Origin of the sequence: Acinetobacter lwoffii (genome assembly GCF_024129685.1) — a bacterium.
In the GTDB taxonomy this organism is placed as follows: Bacteria; Pseudomonadota; Gammaproteobacteria; order Pseudomonadales; family Moraxellaceae; genus Acinetobacter; species Acinetobacter lwoffii_X.
In genome coordinates this window covers 166,842-183,803 of the sequence record NZ_JAMXXL010000002.1, presented here as the reverse complement: position 1 = coordinate 183,803, position 16,962 = coordinate 166,842, and the positions used below count along the sequence as shown (strand labels likewise).

The 16,962-nt window shown below is 43.4% G+C and carries 18 protein-coding genes; 7 read left to right on the top strand and 11 right to left on the bottom strand.

Annotation, left to right across the window (positions count from 1 at the left end; all coding sequences use genetic code 11):
- The first annotated feature begins 175 nt into the window (after positions 1-175).
- Complete coding sequence (locus tag NI464_RS01820) at positions 176-454, top strand: hypothetical protein (RefSeq protein WP_253137661.1); 279 nt, start codon at positions 176-178, stop codon at positions 452-454.
- Positions 455-459: 5 nt separating this feature from the next.
- On the opposite strand, the gene uraH is transcribed toward NI464_RS01820, so the two are convergent.
- Both uraH and NI464_RS01810 read right to left on the bottom strand, forming a co-directional pair.
- Positions 460-855, bottom strand: a complete 396-nt coding sequence (gene uraH / locus NI464_RS01815; RefSeq protein WP_253137660.1) for a hydroxyisourate hydrolase — start codon at positions 853-855, stop codon at positions 460-462.
- A 118-nt stretch (positions 856-973) separates the two neighbouring features.
- A complete protein-coding gene (locus NI464_RS01810; RefSeq protein WP_004731551.1) occupies positions 974-1,762 on the bottom strand; it encodes an rRNA large subunit pseudouridine synthase E in 789 nt (262 codons plus the stop codon).
- 194 nt (positions 1,763-1,956) lie between these two features.
- Here NI464_RS01810 and icd point away from each other — a divergent pair, with 194 nt between their 5' ends.
- From icd to NI464_RS01800, 3 genes are all read left to right on the top strand, one after another.
- Positions 1,957-3,213 (top strand): NADP-dependent isocitrate dehydrogenase, encoded by a 1,257-nt coding sequence (gene icd, locus NI464_RS01805; protein WP_253137659.1) that lies wholly within the window; start codon positions 1,957-1,959, stop codon positions 3,211-3,213.
- Between the two features lie 301 nt (positions 3,214-3,514).
- The gene (locus NI464_RS15820; protein WP_276534838.1) at positions 3,515-3,637 is read left to right on the top strand and encodes a hypothetical protein; all 123 of its coding nucleotides are present in this window, start codon (positions 3,515-3,517) and stop codon (positions 3,635-3,637) included.
- A 143-nt stretch (positions 3,638-3,780) separates the two neighbouring features.
- The gene (locus NI464_RS01800) at positions 3,781-4,338 is read left to right on the top strand and encodes a M23 family metallopeptidase (RefSeq protein WP_004278950.1); all 558 of its coding nucleotides are present in this window, start codon (positions 3,781-3,783) and stop codon (positions 4,336-4,338) included.
- Here the strand turns inward: NI464_RS01800 and NI464_RS01795 are convergent.
- Together NI464_RS01795 and NI464_RS01790 are read right to left on the bottom strand one after the other, a co-directional pair.
- A complete protein-coding gene (locus NI464_RS01795) occupies positions 4,317-5,528 on the bottom strand; it encodes a YbfB/YjiJ family MFS transporter (RefSeq protein ID WP_253137658.1) in 1,212 nt (403 codons plus the stop codon). The genes NI464_RS01800 and NI464_RS01795 overlap by 22 nt on opposite strands.
- 213 nt (positions 5,529-5,741) lie before the next feature.
- Positions 5,742-7,172, bottom strand: coding sequence for a pyridoxal phosphate-dependent aminotransferase (locus NI464_RS01790; RefSeq protein ID WP_005247381.1), 1,431 nt, complete (start codon positions 7,170-7,172; stop codon positions 5,742-5,744).
- Between the two features lie 228 nt (positions 7,173-7,400).
- Here NI464_RS01790 and msrB point away from each other — a divergent pair, with 228 nt between their 5' ends.
- Both msrB and NI464_RS01780 read left to right on the top strand, forming a co-directional pair.
- Entirely contained in the window at positions 7,401-7,820 is a 420-nt protein-coding gene (gene msrB, locus NI464_RS01785; protein WP_004645533.1) for a peptide-methionine (R)-S-oxide reductase MsrB, read from the top strand.
- Complete coding sequence (locus NI464_RS01780; protein WP_004278946.1) at positions 7,817-8,293, top strand: glutathione peroxidase; 477 nt, start codon at positions 7,817-7,819, stop codon at positions 8,291-8,293. The genes msrB and NI464_RS01780 overlap by 4 nt, the downstream gene beginning before the upstream one ends.
- Before the next feature lie 100 nt (positions 8,294-8,393).
- Here the strand turns inward: NI464_RS01780 and dapC are convergent, their stop codons facing one another.
- The 6 genes from dapC to NI464_RS01750 form a co-directional block, all read right to left on the bottom strand.
- Positions 8,394-9,563, bottom strand: a complete 1,170-nt coding sequence (gene dapC, locus NI464_RS01775; protein WP_004731542.1) for a succinyldiaminopimelate transaminase — start codon at positions 9,561-9,563, stop codon at positions 8,394-8,396.
- Between the two features lie 17 nt (positions 9,564-9,580).
- Positions 9,581-12,253 carry a [protein-PII] uridylyltransferase gene (glnD, locus tag NI464_RS01770; protein ID WP_004731539.1) on the bottom strand — a complete coding sequence of 891 codons (2,673 nt, stop codon included), beginning with the start codon at positions 12,251-12,253 and terminating at the stop codon, positions 9,581-9,583.
- A gap of 26 nt (positions 12,254-12,279) precedes the next feature.
- Complete coding sequence (gene purT / locus NI464_RS01765; protein WP_171064269.1) at positions 12,280-13,494, bottom strand: formate-dependent phosphoribosylglycinamide formyltransferase; 1,215 nt, start codon at positions 13,492-13,494, stop codon at positions 12,280-12,282.
- Positions 13,495-13,609: 115 nt separating this feature from the next.
- Complete coding sequence (locus NI464_RS01760; protein ID WP_005252263.1) at positions 13,610-14,254, bottom strand: hypothetical protein; 645 nt, start codon at positions 14,252-14,254, stop codon at positions 13,610-13,612.
- Positions 14,255-14,347: 93 nt separating this feature from the next.
- Positions 14,348-14,695: an L-valine transporter subunit YgaH gene (ygaH, locus tag NI464_RS01755; protein ID WP_004278941.1), complete on the bottom strand. Its 348-nt coding sequence runs from the start codon at positions 14,693-14,695 to the stop codon at positions 14,348-14,350.
- Entirely contained in the window at positions 14,692-15,444 is a 753-nt protein-coding gene (locus NI464_RS01750) for an AzlC family ABC transporter permease (RefSeq protein WP_253137657.1), read from the bottom strand. Before NI464_RS01750 ends, ygaH begins: the two co-directional genes overlap by 4 nt.
- A gap of 103 nt (positions 15,445-15,547) precedes the next feature.
- Between NI464_RS01750 and NI464_RS01745 the strand changes: the two genes are divergently transcribed.
- Positions 15,548-16,045: a hypothetical protein gene (locus NI464_RS01745; protein ID WP_253137656.1), complete on the top strand. Its 498-nt coding sequence runs from the start codon at positions 15,548-15,550 to the stop codon at positions 16,043-16,045.
- 190 nt (positions 16,046-16,235) lie between these two features.
- Here the strand turns inward: NI464_RS01745 and NI464_RS01740 are convergent, their stop codons facing one another.
- On the bottom strand, positions 16,236-16,853 hold the full coding sequence (locus tag NI464_RS01740; protein WP_253137655.1) for a superoxide dismutase: 618 nt from the start codon (positions 16,851-16,853) through the stop codon (positions 16,236-16,238).
- Positions 16,854-16,962 lie beyond the last annotated feature (109 nt).

Here is a 16,962-nt window from a genome sequence, read left to right as displayed (position 1 = left end):
GAAATAGACGGAAACGATTTGGTCTAAGAATGAATTTAATTGCTGGAATGGTGAACTGGACGCTCTTAAATTAACTTTCGCAAGAGATCTATTGAGTTCTAGAGTTAGGACTGTATTTTCAAATAAGGAAATGACTATTAATTGTTATGCGAACTTATATTTGATAATCGAAAACTTGGGTGAAGATGCGTTTGATTTTAAAATACAATCAGGTGAAAAAAACGCAGTTATAGCTAAAGAAAATAAATTTTTAGCTAGTGAGGTTAAACATATTAAGTTTGAACTAGACCAAACGAAATTAGATGAATTAAATAAGCATAAAGAAGTTGACGCTGATTTTATAATTGAGTATCAGAGTAAAAATGGAAGAGACTATAAGAAGTTACTAAAAACATATATTTATCAATCTAAGCATCCATTTTATGAACTTGAATCTAACATGATTGATAAGTAATAAACTCAATTCCCCCGATACGTTGAATAGCCATAAGAACTTAATAACAGTGGAATATGGTAATGCTCCAACGTGCCATCAATCACAAAAACTACCGGCACTTCAGGGAAGAACGTCCGTTGATTATTGGCCTTAAACCAATCACTCGTTTTAAACGTTACTTTATAAACGCCTTTTTGTAACGCGGTGTCTTTAGGATAAAATTCTTTAATACGACCATTACTGTCTGTCTTGGCTTCATTGAGCTTGACCCATTTCTCACCTTGTTGAGCTTCTAGGGTGGCCGTGACATTAGCAGAGGGTAGGCCGGTTTCCTGATTAAGTACATGCACACTCAGCGGATTGGCAAAGCCAAAAGTTGAAAGGGAAGTCGCAGCTAAAGCGAAAATTATTTTTTTCATGAGACTCACATTAAAATGAATACTTTAATTAATTCTAATAGATTGAAAAATAAAAAAATATTTAAGTTATGTAATAAAAAAAGCCCACCGAAGTGAGCTTGATTGAATCTATTCAAACTTAGCCACGACCGCGGCCGCGACCACGTGGTGCTTTGGTATTTGGACGAGTTGTGCCATTGGTCTTACGACGCGGCTTTTCACTTTCATCCATTTGCCAGATACGTTTGGTGCCAGACTTTTTCACAGAACCATCTTTGTTCTTGCGAACCATTGGCTTACCACCCGTACCACCCGGCTTTTTCACATAAGAGCGTGAACGGTATGGTTCTTCCGCAGGAACATTCTGGAAGTCTGGATAAAGTAATGGTTCAATTTCTCTGGTTTCACCCGGTTGCAATCCCATACGAACCAAATCAATCTCACCAATTTTGGTACGGATCAAACGCAGTGTAGGGAAGCCGACAGCAGATGTCATACGACGAACCTGACGGTTACGACCTTCACAGATTGAAATCTCAACCCAAGACGTCGGAACAGAGGCACGGAAACGTACAGGAGGATTACGCTCCCACAACCATTCCGGTTCAGACACTTTTTCAGCACGTGCAGGAAGCGTCATGCCATCTTTCAGTTCAACGCCTTTACGAAGCTGTTCAAGTGCTTCTTCGGTCACATCACCTTCCACTTGCACCATATAAGTTTTAAACTTTTTATTGGCAGGATTGGTGATATATTGGTTGAGACCACCGTGATCGGTGAGGAAAACCAGACCTTCTGAGTCCATGTCCAAACGACCCGCAAGACGTAAATCTTTGTCGTTGACAAAATCAGCCATGGTTGGGTGCTTTTCATCCGCACGGAATTGGGAGAGGACGTCATAAGGTTTGTTTAGAATGACGATTTTCATAGGAAATAACTTCTATAATTACATTAATTTAAAAAATGTAGAGGTTTATTTAAAAGGGAAATTTAGTTATTTCCCGTATAAATCTCAAAAACAACAAATCTGGATTAGAATATTATGCGTTAAGAACAGTTGAAAGTATTGCCTAATTGGCAATTATTTTAGATTTGTCAGCGGCATCCGGGAGAATACTAATAATGGGATATCAAAAAATCGTAGTACCTGTGGATGGTACCAAAATTACCGTTAATGCAGACCTGTCACTCAACGTACCAAATAATCCAATTATCCCATTTATCGAAGGGGATGGAATTGGTGCAGATATTACACCAACAATGCGAACTGTGGTAGATGCTGCTGTGCAAAAAGCATACGCCGGGAAGCGTTCCATCGAATGGATGGAAGTCTACTGCGGTGAAAAAGCTGACAAAATTTACGGCACCTATATGCCTGAAGAAACTCTCGAAGCACTGCGCGATTATGTGATATCGATTAAAGGTCCACTGACCACGCCAGTCGGTGGTGGTATTCGTTCCTTGAATGTGGCTTTACGTCAGGAACTGGATTTATATGTCTGTGTACGTCCGGTGCGCTGGTTTGAAGGGGTACCTTCGCCAGTACATAATCCGGAACTGACCGACATGGTGATTTTCCGTGAGAATTCAGAAGATATTTATGCCGGTATTGAATGGAAAGCAGATTCTCAGGAAGCGAAAAAGGTTATCAAGTTTTTGAAAGAAGAAATGGGTGTAACCAACATCCGCTTTGAAGACAATTGTGGAATCGGAATCAAACCTGTCTCCAAAGAAGGTAGCCAGCGTCTGGTACGTAAAGCGATTCAATTTGCCATTGAGAATGACAAGCCGAGTGTGACCTTGGTGCACAAAGGCAATATCATGAAATACACCGAAGGGGCATTTAAAGAGTGGGGCTATGAGGTCGCATTGGAACGTTTCGGCGGTGAGCTTTTAGATGGTGGTTCATGGGTTAAAATCAAAAATCCAAGAACAGGCAAAGACATTATTATTAAAGATGTCATTGCTGATGCCTTCTTGCAGCAAATCTTGATGCGTCCGGCGGATTATTCTGTAATTGCGACACTGAACTTAAATGGTGATTATATTTCTGATGCGCTGGCTGCGGAAGTCGGCGGGATCGGGATTGCACCGGGTGCCAATATCGGCGGTTCGATTGCAGTTTATGAAGCAACCCACGGTACAGCGCCTAAATATGCTGGACAAGATAAAGTAAATCCGGGTTCGATTATTCTGTCAGCAGAAATGATGCTGCGTGATATGGGCTGGATAGAAGCTGCCGACCTGATCATCAAGGGGATTTCGGGTGCGATTGCGGCAAAAACGGTGACCTACGATTTTGAGCGCTTAATGCCAGGGGCGACCTTGCTGCGTTGTTCCGAGTTTGGTGAAGCGATTATTGCCAATATGGATGCCTGAAATTGCGATGCAATTTATGAATAAAAAAACCCGCAATTACGGCGGGTTTTTTTATCACTTTATTGGGAAGCAAAGGCTGAACGGTTTAAGGTTAAACGTTAAAATAAGTATCAGGCTGCAAGATCATGTAAGAAGTGTAATGAGCCTAGAAATGATTCGTTCTAAGCTGAATAACTTAGTAAACACTGTATTACATTGACGTATTTGGATACAGCTCAGCGATTGGCTTATTTTGTATAAACGTTAGAGTGATGAATGGAACTTCCAGTGATATAGAGACGTTTCTCCAAAGGAGTAAATCATGGCTAAAGCTAAAGCGAGACATAAGCAGGTCCAACAAAAAGACAAGCAGGACAATGCTCAGAATGAAGAGCAGCAACAGCAACAACCATCGAAACCATCTCGTGCTAAAAAACGTAGATAATCTCCTATCCACCTAAAATAACAAAACCCTCATTTGAGGGTTTTGTTATTTGAACGCTTGTATAAAATCATCACTAAAAATAACAGGATTGTGACTTTAAATTAGGCGGTTGTGATTAAGATAAAAGTCATCTATTTAATTTAATGCGAATATTGGTGAAATTTCTTCGGATTATAAGCTTACTGTTATCTATAGGTTTTCTACTAACTGCCTGTCAGCCACCGCCTTCAGGTGAAGCAGCAGGTTGGAAAAGCCCTTATCTGTATTGGCAATTACAGAGAGCCCAGTTAGAAGCTCCGCTACAGATTCCGGTTGAAGGCGTCAGAGTTGGTCAGATTAATGATACTTGGGGAGCAGCGCGTAGTGACGGTCGTAAACACGAAGGTACGGATATTTTTGCCAAACGCGGTACGCCAGTATTTAGCGCGACCCCAGGTATTGTGCGTAGGATTGGCACCAACAATCTGGGTGGAAAAATCATCTGGGTGACCGGTCCAAATATGAGCCAACATTATTATGCACATCTGGATGACTATGCAGAACATATTCAGGAAGGCGACTGGGTTGAGGCAGGTGAAGTCATCGCTTATGTGGGGAATACAGGTAATGCCAAAAATACCCCGCCGCATTTACATTATGGGATTTATTTAGGTGGGCAAGGAGCAACCAATCCTTATCCTTATTTAGTCCCTTCTCCATGAGCAGAAATTGGCAGAGTTTGTTGTTCAGATTTGAGTCTGACAGGACGTGTGTACCAGAACAATTGTAACGTTCCTAATAAAAGAACAAATGTGGCCAGTATGAACTGTTGATGATAGCTCAATCCAAAATATTGCAGCGCACTAAAACTGAGCCCACCGATTAGCTGAATCGAGGCAAAACACAAGGTGGCAATACTCCAGAGCTTTTTATAAGCCAGTCCATACAGTTGCAAAATGGTATAGGAGGTCAGGAACACCACAGCCGGATTTAGCATCCCGGTAAAAAAGGAAGAGCTAAAAGTAAGCAATGGGCTGGCATCTAGGGTTGCAATAAAAATAGCCATAATATAAAGACTATAAAGAATTTTCAGGGCAGCAAAATTACCCCATTTTCTGGCCAGTGCATAAGCACTCAAGGCGCCTAAAGCACTACCTAGTCCATACAGAATCCAGTTGAAATTAATCCAGAACAAGCTCAATCCCAACTGCTGGCTTAAATAATCAATCCAGAAGAGTGAATGCGGTATATAAGCGAAAGCACTACAAGCATAAACTGTAAGTAAACTATAAAAGACGCTATTCAGAGATAGATGAGAGGTAACCGCAGGAGCTTGTGCCGACAAATATGGCTTAAATTTCTGAATCAGTAGACTTAAAACGATACAGATAAGCAAAGCAAAACCACATAAGATTAGCCAGGCCGTCTGTATGGAAATTTGATCCAGATAAGGCAGAAACAGGGTCGCAATTAAAACGCCTAGTCCAATTCCGCTAAAACCAATAAAGTTGATTTTAAGACGGTCTTGAAGTTCACAGCACTGTGCAACCACACTCGGCGATAAGATCATCATCAGTCCACCGCTGATCCCGGAAATAATCCGCCAAGCGATATACCATACTTCAGAAAAACCAGAAAATGCACAGCACATCAGGCTGAGCATACCGGCAAAGGCTGAAATTTGAATATAGGTACTCATGCTGCGGTCTTGAGGCAGACGCATGGCCGTAAATGCACCGATTAAATAACCCAGCAAATTGGCACTGCCCAAGAGACTGGCAAAATCTGTACTCCAGCCAAAGGCTTCGCGTGTGCCAGGTAACAGTGCGGTATAAGAAAAGCGAAGAATGCCAATGCCCAAGCACATACTAAGACAGAGAAACAGGCTGAGCTTGATTGTGTTTGAGGACATCCGTGTACTCATGGAATTTTATGTTTGGTCAAAAAATAACATGAATCTTCATAATAAAGGGAAAAATTGCCTGAAAAGAAACCATTGAGTGCAGAAATTTGCTCAAAGAAACCGGTAAGATTTTTAAGATTTCATCAGTCAAAAGCCTGAATTTTTTCATAGAAATAAAAAACCGCGTCTCAACGCGGTTTTTTATATTGTCTATTTCAAGAATTAACGTATCTTGGCCAGGAAACGGCCAACACGGGTAATGGCTTCACGCAGTTCATTTTCAGCCGGCAGGAACACTACACGGAAATGATCCGGTGTTGGCCAGTTAAAGCCTGTACCTTGAACCAGAAGCACTTTCTCGGCACGTAACAAATCCAGCATCAGTTTTTCATCGTCCTGAATTGGATACACATTCGGATCCAGTTTCGGGAAACAGTACATTGCACCTTCAGGCTTGACACAAGATACACCTGGAATCTCGTTCAGCATTTCCCAGGCAATATTGCGCTGTTCATATAAACGCCCACCTGGGCGAATTAGGTCGTTAATTGACTGATAACCGCCCAGTGCAGTCTGAATCGCATATTGAGCCTGATGGTTGGCACACAAACGCATCGATGCCAGCATATCCAAACCTTCGATATAGTCTGCGGCACGTGCTTTATCGCCGGTAATGGCCATCCAGCCGGAACGGAAACCAGCAATACGATAGGCTTTAGATAAACCGTTAAACGAAACACAGAGCTGATCGCCAGCCAGAGCTGCTACAGCAACATGCTCGATTCCATCGTAAATAATTTTGTCGTAGATTTCATCAGCAAATAAAATCAGGTCATATTTCTTGGCCAAGTCGACGATTTGCTGCAACACATGACGTGGGTAAACCGAACCGGTCGGGTTATTCGGGTTAATAATCACAATACCACGGGTATTTGGCGTGATTTTGCTTTCCATGTCAGTAATATCTGGATACCAGTGATTTTCTTCATCACATTTATAGTGAATCGCTGTACCGCCAGACAGATTCACTGCTGCCGTCCAGAGTGGATAATCCGGCATTGGAATCAGCATTTCATCGCCATCATCCAGTAGACCTTGCATGGCCATCACGATCAGTTCAGACACACCATTGCCGATATAGACGTCATTGACGTGCATATCTAGAATGCCTTTTTGCTGATAATACTGACAGATCGCCTTACGCGCCGGGAAAATCCCTTTGGAATCCGTGTAGCCAATCGCATTCGGCAGGTTTAAAGCCACATCGTTGATAATTTCCTGCGGCGCTTCAAAACCGAATGGGGCAGGATTGCCAATATTTAATTTGATAATTTTGTGACCGGCTTCTTCCATCTCGATGGCCGCTCGTAACACAGGTCCGCGAATGTCGTAGCATACATGCTCGAGCTTAGATGATTTCTTGATCTCGCGAGGGGTTTGGAAAGTGTTCGGCATTTTGATGTTCTCGGAAGGAGTGGAGGTCACTTTTGCATAACGATATAAATAACTTTTAAATGTCTCAGTTGTGACTAGATCGAGATCATGTTCATCTCGAAGTAGTGCAACAATTTTTTCATGCGTAAATCCAAGCTGCTGATATTGTTTGATCACAGGCAGCAGATTTTTAAAAATTACGCTCTTTTTTTGCGACATTTTTTAATCCTGAGCAAATTTAGAGCTAAGAATACCATTAAATTTGCTCACTAAAAAACATTTAATGTAAAAATTGCTTACTTTTATTTTTATATTTGCTTTCTTTTTGCTTTTTTCGGCATTATATGTCTTTTGTAAAATGTTGAATAAAGACTAGAATTTTTAAAATGAATCACGTAAATATAGGATTATCCTATTTTAAATAGCAAGATAAAAAGGTATGTGATCATGGGAAAACTCAATAAATCAGACCGGGAATGGCAAAGAGAGTTATCACCTGAGGAGTTTCGCATTACGCGCGAGAAGGGAACCGAGCCGGCATTTACTGGAAAATACTGGAATACCAAGCAAGATGGCACCTATGTATGCCGTTGCTGCGGCACGCCACTGTTCTCGTCTGAGACCAAGTATGACAGCGGCTGTGGCTGGCCAAGTTTCTACCGTCCTGTCAGCAGTTCAGTGGTAGAAGAATTACCTGATACTTCACACGGAATGGTCAGAACTGAGATTGTTTGTCATCATTGTGACGCACACTTAGGGCATGTTTTCCCGGATGGCCCAGAACCGACCGGTTTGCGTTATTGTGTCAACTCGGCTTCTTTGGACTTAGAAACACAAGAAAAAAATGATGAGGAAACCTATCCATGACTAACATTTATCAGTTTGAAGCTGAATTGTTAGATGGCAAAAGCAAGCCACTTGCAGATTACGAAGGCAAGGTACTTTTGATCGTCAATACAGCGAGTAAGTGTGGTTTTACCCCACAATTTTCAGGATTAGAAAAACTTTACGAAAAATATAAAGATCAAGGTCTGGAAATTTTGGGATTTCCATGCAATCAGTTTGGTGGTCAAGATCCAGGTTCCAATGAACAGATTGGTGAATTTTGCCAGAAGAATTACGGGGTATCTTTCCCGATGTTTTCCAAGGTGGATGTCAAAGGCCCTGAAGCGCACGCCATTTTTCGCTATTTGACTAACAATTCCAAAGGTATTTTAGGCAATGGAATTAAATGGAATTTTACCAAGTTTCTGATTGGCCGTGATGGCAAGGTATTGAACCGTTTTGCTCCGACCACCAAGCCTGAAGATCTTGAAGATGAAATTGCCAAAGTCTTGTAAGAATCAGCGTCATCTTCTCAGTATGAGATGAAGATAGAGCTCATCTGATTTCAATTAAAAACCCACTTATCTAAAGTGGGTTTTTAATCATGATTAAAATTTAGAGAATAGCTTTCAGGCGTTGGATAACTTCTTCACATTGCGCCAGATCGGCCACAAGTGCCAGACGTACATGATTTTCACCCGGATTACCCTGTTCAGTATCGCGGGATAAATAACGACCCGGAAGTACTTTAATATGTGCCTCTTCCATCAAACGTTTGGCAAAGGCTTCATCATTGTCAACTTTTAGCCAGTAGTAGAAACCGGCATCCGGTTTTTTGAGTGGCAGTAGGTGACCGAGTTCTTTCTGGAATAAATCAAACTTGGCACGGTATTGCACCCGGTTTTCTTCCACATGTGCTTCATCATCCCAGGCAGCGATTGAAGCCAGTTGATGTTGTACCGGCATCGCTGCACCGTGGTAAGTGCGGTATTGCAAATAAGGTTTTAACAGGCTGGCATCACCGGCAACAAAACCTGAACGCATGCCCGGAAGGTTAGAGCGCTTAGACAGTGAATGGAACACCACACAGTTTTTATAGTCATCCCGGCCAATTTCAGCACAAACTTCCAGTAAACCTACGGGTGCCTGATCAAACCACAGTTCCGAATAGCATTCGTCTGAAGCAATCACAAAGTTGTATTGATCCGACAGGGCAATCAGTTTTTTAAACTGCTCTTTTGATAATACTGCACCGGTTGGATTGCCCGGGGTACAGACAAATAGCAATGCCGTTTTTTCCCAGACTTCTGCCGGAACAGCATCAAAATCACCAAGGTAGTTATTTTCCTCAGTACAGTTGATGAAATAAGGTTTGGCACCTGCGAGCAGTGTTGCGCCTTCATAAATCTGATAAAACGGATTTGGCATCACCACATAAGGTGCATCTTCACGATTCACCAAAGCCTGTACAAACGAGAAAATCGCTTCACGTGTACCAGAAACAGGCAGGATATTGCTGTCTGCACTGATGCTATTTAGGTGAAAACGGCGCGTCAGCCAGTGAGCAATACTTTCACGTAGTTCCGGCAAGCCTTTACTGTTTGGATAGGTCGACAAATGTTTAAAGTTATCAATAATCGCTTGTTTCACAAACTCCGGTGCAGGATGCTTCGGTTCACCAATCGACAGGGGAATTAAGGGCATATTTGCAGGCTGGATATCCGCAAAAAGCTGATTTAACTTTTCAAACGGATAAGGATGCAGTAGAGACAAGCTAGAGTTCATGAATAAGTAACCGCGTTTTAATGTGAGTGTTGACTACAAACCTGATGAGAAGCTTCATCCAGCGCAGTTTTAAGTGCAGCTGCAAATTCGGCAGATTCTCCAGGTGTCATAGGGTTGCCATCTTTTTTGGTGACAAAGAATATATCTTCGGCACGTTCGCCAAGGGTGGCAATTTTGGCAGAGTGGATATCCAGCCCTTGCATCATAAATAAACCACCGATTTTGGCAAGTAAACCGGGATGATCGAGAGTAGCAATTTCGACCATATTCTGATTCAAGGCAGGATTGACACTGATATCGACTGTATTTTCAATATCAAAATGACGTAATTGACGCGGAATCCGGCGCTGCATCAAGCCCGGATATTCATCTGAATGACTCAAGGCATCTTTCAGAGCCTCAATCACTGTGGCCTCGCGTTCCGGATCGGTCAATAAGGTGCCAAAACGGTCCAGTACTACATAGGTATCCAGACTGAAGGCTTTAGTCGCTGTAATAATCCGTGCGTCTTGTACATCTAGATTCATACGATCCAGAATAGCCACGGTGGTGGCAAACAGGTTGGGTTGATCCTGCGTATAAATAAAGATCTGTACCGCATCCTGCGCATATTTACGGTGCGCCCGCATCAGCACCAGTGGGGCAGGATTATCGCCGTGTTGTAAAATGGCACGGGTATGCCAGGCAATTTCATCTGCTGTTTCTTTGAGGAAATAGTCATCACCAAGTTCCTGCCAGACTTTTTCTACCTCATCCAGTGAGAAGTCCTGAACCAGAAGTTCACTGGCTGCAAATTTAGTATCTTCAATCAGCATTTGATAATCAACCGGACGGCCCAGACCAGAACGGATTACATCGCGCGCCTGAGTGTACAGCTGACGCATCAGCGAGGCGCGCCAGGTATTCCATAGCTTCGGATTGGTGGCGTTAATATCGGCAACTGTCAGAGTGTATAAATAATCCAGATGTTCCATATCACCCATTTTTTCGGCGAATTCTTTGACCACATCCGGATCGGAGATATCTTTTTTCTGGGCGGTGACAGACATCACCAGATGATTCTGGATCAGCCAAGCCACCAGATTGCTTTCGCGTTCAGTAAAGCCATGGCTACGGCAGAATTTAATCGCATCGCTGGCACCGAGTTCACTGTGGTCACCGCCACGACCTTTAGCAATATCATGGAAAATTGCTGCCAGATAGACGATGTCACGACGGGTCAGACGCTGAAACACTGAACTGACCACTGGAAATTCCTTGGCAAATTCAGGTTCTTTAAAGCGGTTTAAGTTCCGCAGCAGCAATAAGGTATGCGCATCGACTGTATAGATATGGAACAGGTCATATTGCATTAGTCCCAGAATCTGTCCAAAGGCCGGAATGTAATTTCCAAGCACACCATAACGCTTCATGGCAACCATGGTGTCATAGAGTCGATGCGGTGAACGGATAATCGCCATAAACAGTGCCTGATGCACCGGATTATCACGGAAATCCTGATCAATACGTTTTCCAGCCAAGGTCAGCAGGCGTAAGGTACGCGCACGAATGCCTTCGATTTCAGGACGATTGGCCAGCAGATAGAAAATTTCCAGAATTGCGCTTGGATTTTCCGAGAAAATCTTATGATGTTGCACAGCCAGTTTGCCATCGACCAGTTTAAAGTTCTGGTTGATTTCTTCGATCTGGCGTTCATATTGCGGTAAACGTGGCGTAATGACCGATTCATTAAAATAGGCCAGCAGCATTTCGTTCAGTGTAGACACTTGCTGCGCACTGCGGTAATAGCGCTTCATGAACTGTTCAATTGGATAGTTCGGATGATGCGCCTCTTCACGTACATAGCCAAATTTGGCTGCAATGTCGCGCTGATAATCGAACAGTAAGCGGTTTTCATCGCGCTTGGTCAGGCGGTGCAGGTGATGACGGATTTCCCAGAGAAAACTCTCTGCTTCCTCGAGCACACCGAGTTCAAATTCTGAAATAAAACCGAGGTGCACCAGATCGTAAATGCGATTGACGCGGAAATGCCGTTTGGCAATCCATCCAATCTGGTTGATGTCACGAATACCGCCCGGCGCATTTTTAATATCCGGTTCCAGATTGCTTTCGGTATTGTTGTGCTGAGCATAGCGTTTATGCTGCTCATCCATCTTGGCATCAAAAAAGGTTTTGTCGGTCCAGGTACGTGACACGATGCGACGTGGCCATTTGCACAGGTTTTCATTGCCAATAATCAGACGGGCTTCAATCAGGGTCGTGGCAACGGTCAAATCACTGCTGGCCTGATTGACACATTCATTGATGGTGCGAACACTGATACCGGGTTTGAAATTCCCTACGTCCCAAAGCGATGAAATGAATGTAGAAATCAGTTGTTCCTGTTCCGGGTTAATCTCGTCTTCTGACAAGATCATGATGTCGACATCAGAATAAGGCAGCATTTCACGACGGCCATAGCCCCCGACAGCAAACAGGGCCAAATCAGTTTGATCCAGTTCGGCATGCTGCCAGAGAAACTGCAGGGCTTCATCGATCAGATTGGAACGCGCCAGAATAATATCCCGAATCGACTGCCCATTTTCAAAACTTTCCTGAAGCTGATTTTCGACATCACTGCGCCATTGATTGATGGCTTTAATGTCATGGTTGCTTTTAGCGTAATTCAGCAGTGGATGGGTGTTGATCATGTACAGTCGTCCGTTGGTATTTCAGCTTAGTTTTGGTTGACGCTAACTTGGTTTGCGACCTGTAGGGCTAATTCACGTGCCTGTTCAATGTTTTCCGCACGTGATGTGGCAACGCCCATACGACGACGTTTAAAACCTTCAGGTTTGCCAAACAGGCGCAAATCGGTATTGCCGTCTGCTAAAGCAAGATTCAGGCCAGAAAATGAAAGATTACGGCCATCTACTCCAGCATAAATTACCGCACTGGCAGCCACACTATGTCGTGCAGTATTCACCGGCAAGCCTAAAATAGCACGTGCATGCAGCTCAAATTCACTTTGAAATTGGGAGGCTAAAGTCACCAGTCCAGTATCGTGTGGACGTGGGGAAACCTCACTAAACCATACTTTGTCGCCTTTTACAAAGAGTTCCACTCCAAAGATTCCGCAGCCACCAAGTGCTGTAGTGACCTTGTTGGCAATGCGCTTGGATTCTTCCAGCGCGGCTGGAGTCATCGGTTGAGGCTGCCAGCTTTCCACATAATCACCTGAGTCCTGACGATGTCCGATCGGGTCGCAATAAGACGTTTCGATTTCGCCGGTTTCTGGATTTTTTGCACGAACAGTCAATAAGGTAATTTCAAAATCAAAGTCAATTTGTGATTCTACAATCACAGTACCCTGATTGACCCGGCCACCGGTTTGCGCATATTCCCAGGCAGCATCGACTTCATCAAAACGGGTAACACGAGACTGACCTTTGCCTGAAGATGACATCACCGGTTTCACAAAGTTTGGATAGCCGACATCGTCACAGGCCGCGCGGAAGGATTCTAAACTGTCGGCAAAACGGTAAGCTGAAGTTGGCAGACCGAGTTCTTCCGCAGCCAGACGACGAATACCTTCACGGTTCATAGTCAGATTGACGGCTTTAGCAGAAGGAATGACTGTAGCAATGTTCTGGGCTTCTATTTCAAGCAGAACTTCGGTCGCAATCGCTTCAATTTCAGGAACAATTAAATGTGGCTGGATTTGATTGATGAGTTGTTTGAGTTCTACAGCATCTGCCATATTCAAGGTATAGGAATAATGCGCAACCTGCATGGCAGGGGCATGATCATAACGGTCAGCAGCATGAACTTCGACTCCAAGGCGTTGTAGTGAAATCACCACTTCCTTGCCCAGTTCACCAGAACCCAATAATAGAACTTTATAGGCAGAAGATTGAAGGGGAGTACCAATAGTCACGCTCATGTGGATCATCCATGCTTGATTTTATGGACTTTTAGCATAGCAGAACTGAGCCGACAGTTAAGCTAAGATTCATACAAAATTGTGATATTGACCAACAGTTTTATTTATAAAGTTTTTCTAGATTTTAATAAGGAGGCGCTGTCATTTTCACATCGCTGTCAGACTGCGTTTGCAGAAGATAAATCCCGCTTTGAGACTTGAGCTTTTCTATTTGTGCAACTTGTTCAGTATTGATATTTAGCATCTTTAACAGACGTAATGTACGAACATGCAGGAAATACGCATAGGGCAATACAAAAGGCAGTACAAAGCACAGCAAAAATAACAGTAGCCCAAAAACTGTGAATTGAATGCAGTCTCGCAAGATGGTGGTGAGCTGGAACTGATCTGCTGAAAAGGCGGTAGCTGAAAAAAGAATAAAAAGGAGCGCAAATAAACCAGCAAAAATTTTTAGAGTATTCGGCAGGACACGATGTCTGAAGCTCCATTTACCCAAAATCAATGTCAAAGGATGAAGATGCAGCACGTATTGGCTCTGATTAAGCATAGCAATAATTTGATGGGTGCTATTCTTTTTAATATAAACCACCCGAACTTGATCTGCTGGTTGAGCATGTATTTCGACAAAATGTCCGGTAAAATTTTGAGCATTGATAAAACATTCAAAATATTGTGCCGGCACTTCATGTCGATGGAATACGGTTAACATTTCATCGCGCCGATGATGAATAAAGATTTTGCCTTCAATCACCTGTTTGACCTCAAACATGCGCATCCTTCCTTGTTTTTATTGTTATATAAAAAAGACCTATACTATGAGTTTAGCATAAGTCTTTGTTTCGATTGATCAACGAGTTAAAGCTTAAAAGGGTACTGGAACATAGGTGTAAACCAGGCCATAGGTGAGCGCTGCGGTCAGAGTCGCCATCACGATACGTTTAAACTTAAAATACAAAACCGTAAGCACAATAAAGCCAACCAGCATCGCAAAACTTTTATTCGGTGTTTCTAATAAAGGTGGCAGGGTAGCAACCACCAGCATGGAGCTGATCGCAGCAATGCCAATTGAACCCAAGGCAATTTTTAGCCACAACGCTCCGCGTTTTTGCGAACCTTGCTGAAATTTTTGAATGACAAAAAAAGGACCAAAGCGCGAGGCGAAATTGGCGATTCCGACTAAAATTCCGACCAAAATAATCTCTAGATTCATGTTTGATCTCCTGCGTGTTCAGGATCCGGCTGTTTCAAAATATAGTGCTTGAACAGGCCTGCGAAAATACCAGAAGTGATACCGATAAAGATCGCGGCGGACAAGTCAATAAAATAACAGGCCACAGCAGAAACCAGAATCGTGACAGCTACAACAAAAGTATGTTTCTTTTCAAAGGCGGCTAACAAGAAACTCAGGAATAGCGCAGGTAACAAGAAATCTAGCGCTGCTTGCAAGAACTGCGGCAGGTTGCTGACTTGATCAGCAAACAATCCACCGAGGAAAGATCCGAGCGCCCAGGACATCCAGCTAAACAGGCTTAAACCCAGCATCCAGGATTCTGACCATTCCTGTCGCCGTTGCGAGAGCTTGATCATACCGGAGGCAAAGACTTCATCGGTCAGACCCCAAGACCAGATAGCTGTTTTCTTTAAATTCAGCCGGTCTTGAATCAGGTTTTGCAGCGCAGGGCCATAAAGCAGATGACGAATGTCTAAGGCAATCACGGTCAATGCCGTCATCCAGATGGATGTGCCACTGCCTAAGAGTGCGACCACCAGGAACTGGCTGGCGCCTGCATACATCGAGCAGGACAGGAACAGTGCTTCCCAAGCAGTAAAGCCAAACTGAGTGGCTGAAACACCAAACGCAAACGACACGGGTAAATAAGTGAAGATAATCGCTTGGCTATCTTTTGCACCTTGCCAGAAGCCAGCAGGTTGCGTAGCGAGTTGATTCGGTTCAGACACGACACACCTTGAAGGAGAGTTGAACGATGGGTCAAATGAAGATTGTGTATTCTACGTGAATTTAATAGCATAGTGCCGAAATGTTTAAATTGGCGAGCCTGATATGTGGATGTTCAAGACACGTACGATGCTGACTGCTGCTTTAATAGGCACGGCAATATTGTTACAAGCGTGTGGGAATGACAGTCAATCGACTGATAAGCCAGAAATTAAACCGGCACCTAAACTGAGCAATGATGCGACGACTTATGCCAATGCTGCATGGCAGCTGATCAATGAAGTGGATCCACTGGTCTATAATAAAGAAGTCGATCAGCTGGAAATACAAGTGCGTCAACCGGCCCGTAAATTGAGTACTGACTGGCGTATTAATGTCAAAATGACCGATTCGGTGACCGAAGGCAAATATGCCCTGTGTCGTAAAGCCTTGACCAGTCTGGAAATCTGGGCGCGGACGACCATGGAAAGTGGCAACAGCCTGCAACAAAAACAGGCGGATTATGAGCGGGATAAACTGCAATGCCAGAATGCCATTGCTCATCCTGCACTCGGAAATACTGATCCTAAGCAAAAAGGTACTGCAATTGCCAATATGCAATAAACCTTTGTCCATTTAAATGTACCTATAAAAAGCCAGTCATTCAGACTGGCTTTTTTAGCAAAATAAACTTTAAAAATAGGGCATCCACACATGTTCTAATAAAAGCACCATTACACCGAAGATCAGGAGTGTGCTGCCAATCATGTGTTGAATCAACGTACGTGTAGACATGGTCGATCTCCTCAAAGATTTAAAGCGTGTTTAACGCTTCCAGATAACGACGATTTACTTCTTTCCAGTTCACGACATTGAAAAAAGCCGAGATATATTCCGGACGACGGTTTTGATATTGTAAATAATAGGCATGTTCCCAGACATCCAGACCTAACAGGGGAATATTGCCATGCATCAGTGGCGAATCCTGATTGGCGCTACTTTCTACAATAAGCGTTTGATCTGGCGCCATACTTAACCAGGCCCAACCACTACCAAAACGGCTAAGCGCTGCTTGGGTAAACGCTTCTTTAAATGCCTCGAATCCTCCTAATTCATGTTCGATCGCCTTGGCAATTTCAGCTTCGGGATGACCACCGCCGTCTGGACTCATCACTGTCCAGAACAGGGAGTGATTGGCATGTCCACCGGCATTGTTGATCACGTTCTGTCTGAGTTGCTCGGGCACTTCATTGAATTTACTAATTAAGGCTTCGACTGATAAATCTTCCCATTCAGTGCCCGCGATTCCTGCATTGATATTATTGATATAGGTTTGATGATGCTTGCTATGATGAATTTCCATGGTCTTGCTATCGATATGAGGCTCCAGCGCATCATAAGCATAAGGCAGTGCAGGCAGAGTGTAGCTCATTGGCAGGATTCCTTGGGAAGAATGGAGTTAGGTTATTTTTCATTAGATTTAAGATACGCCCTAATTTAATATTTATATATGAGAATAGTTATCATTATTGTTAATATGT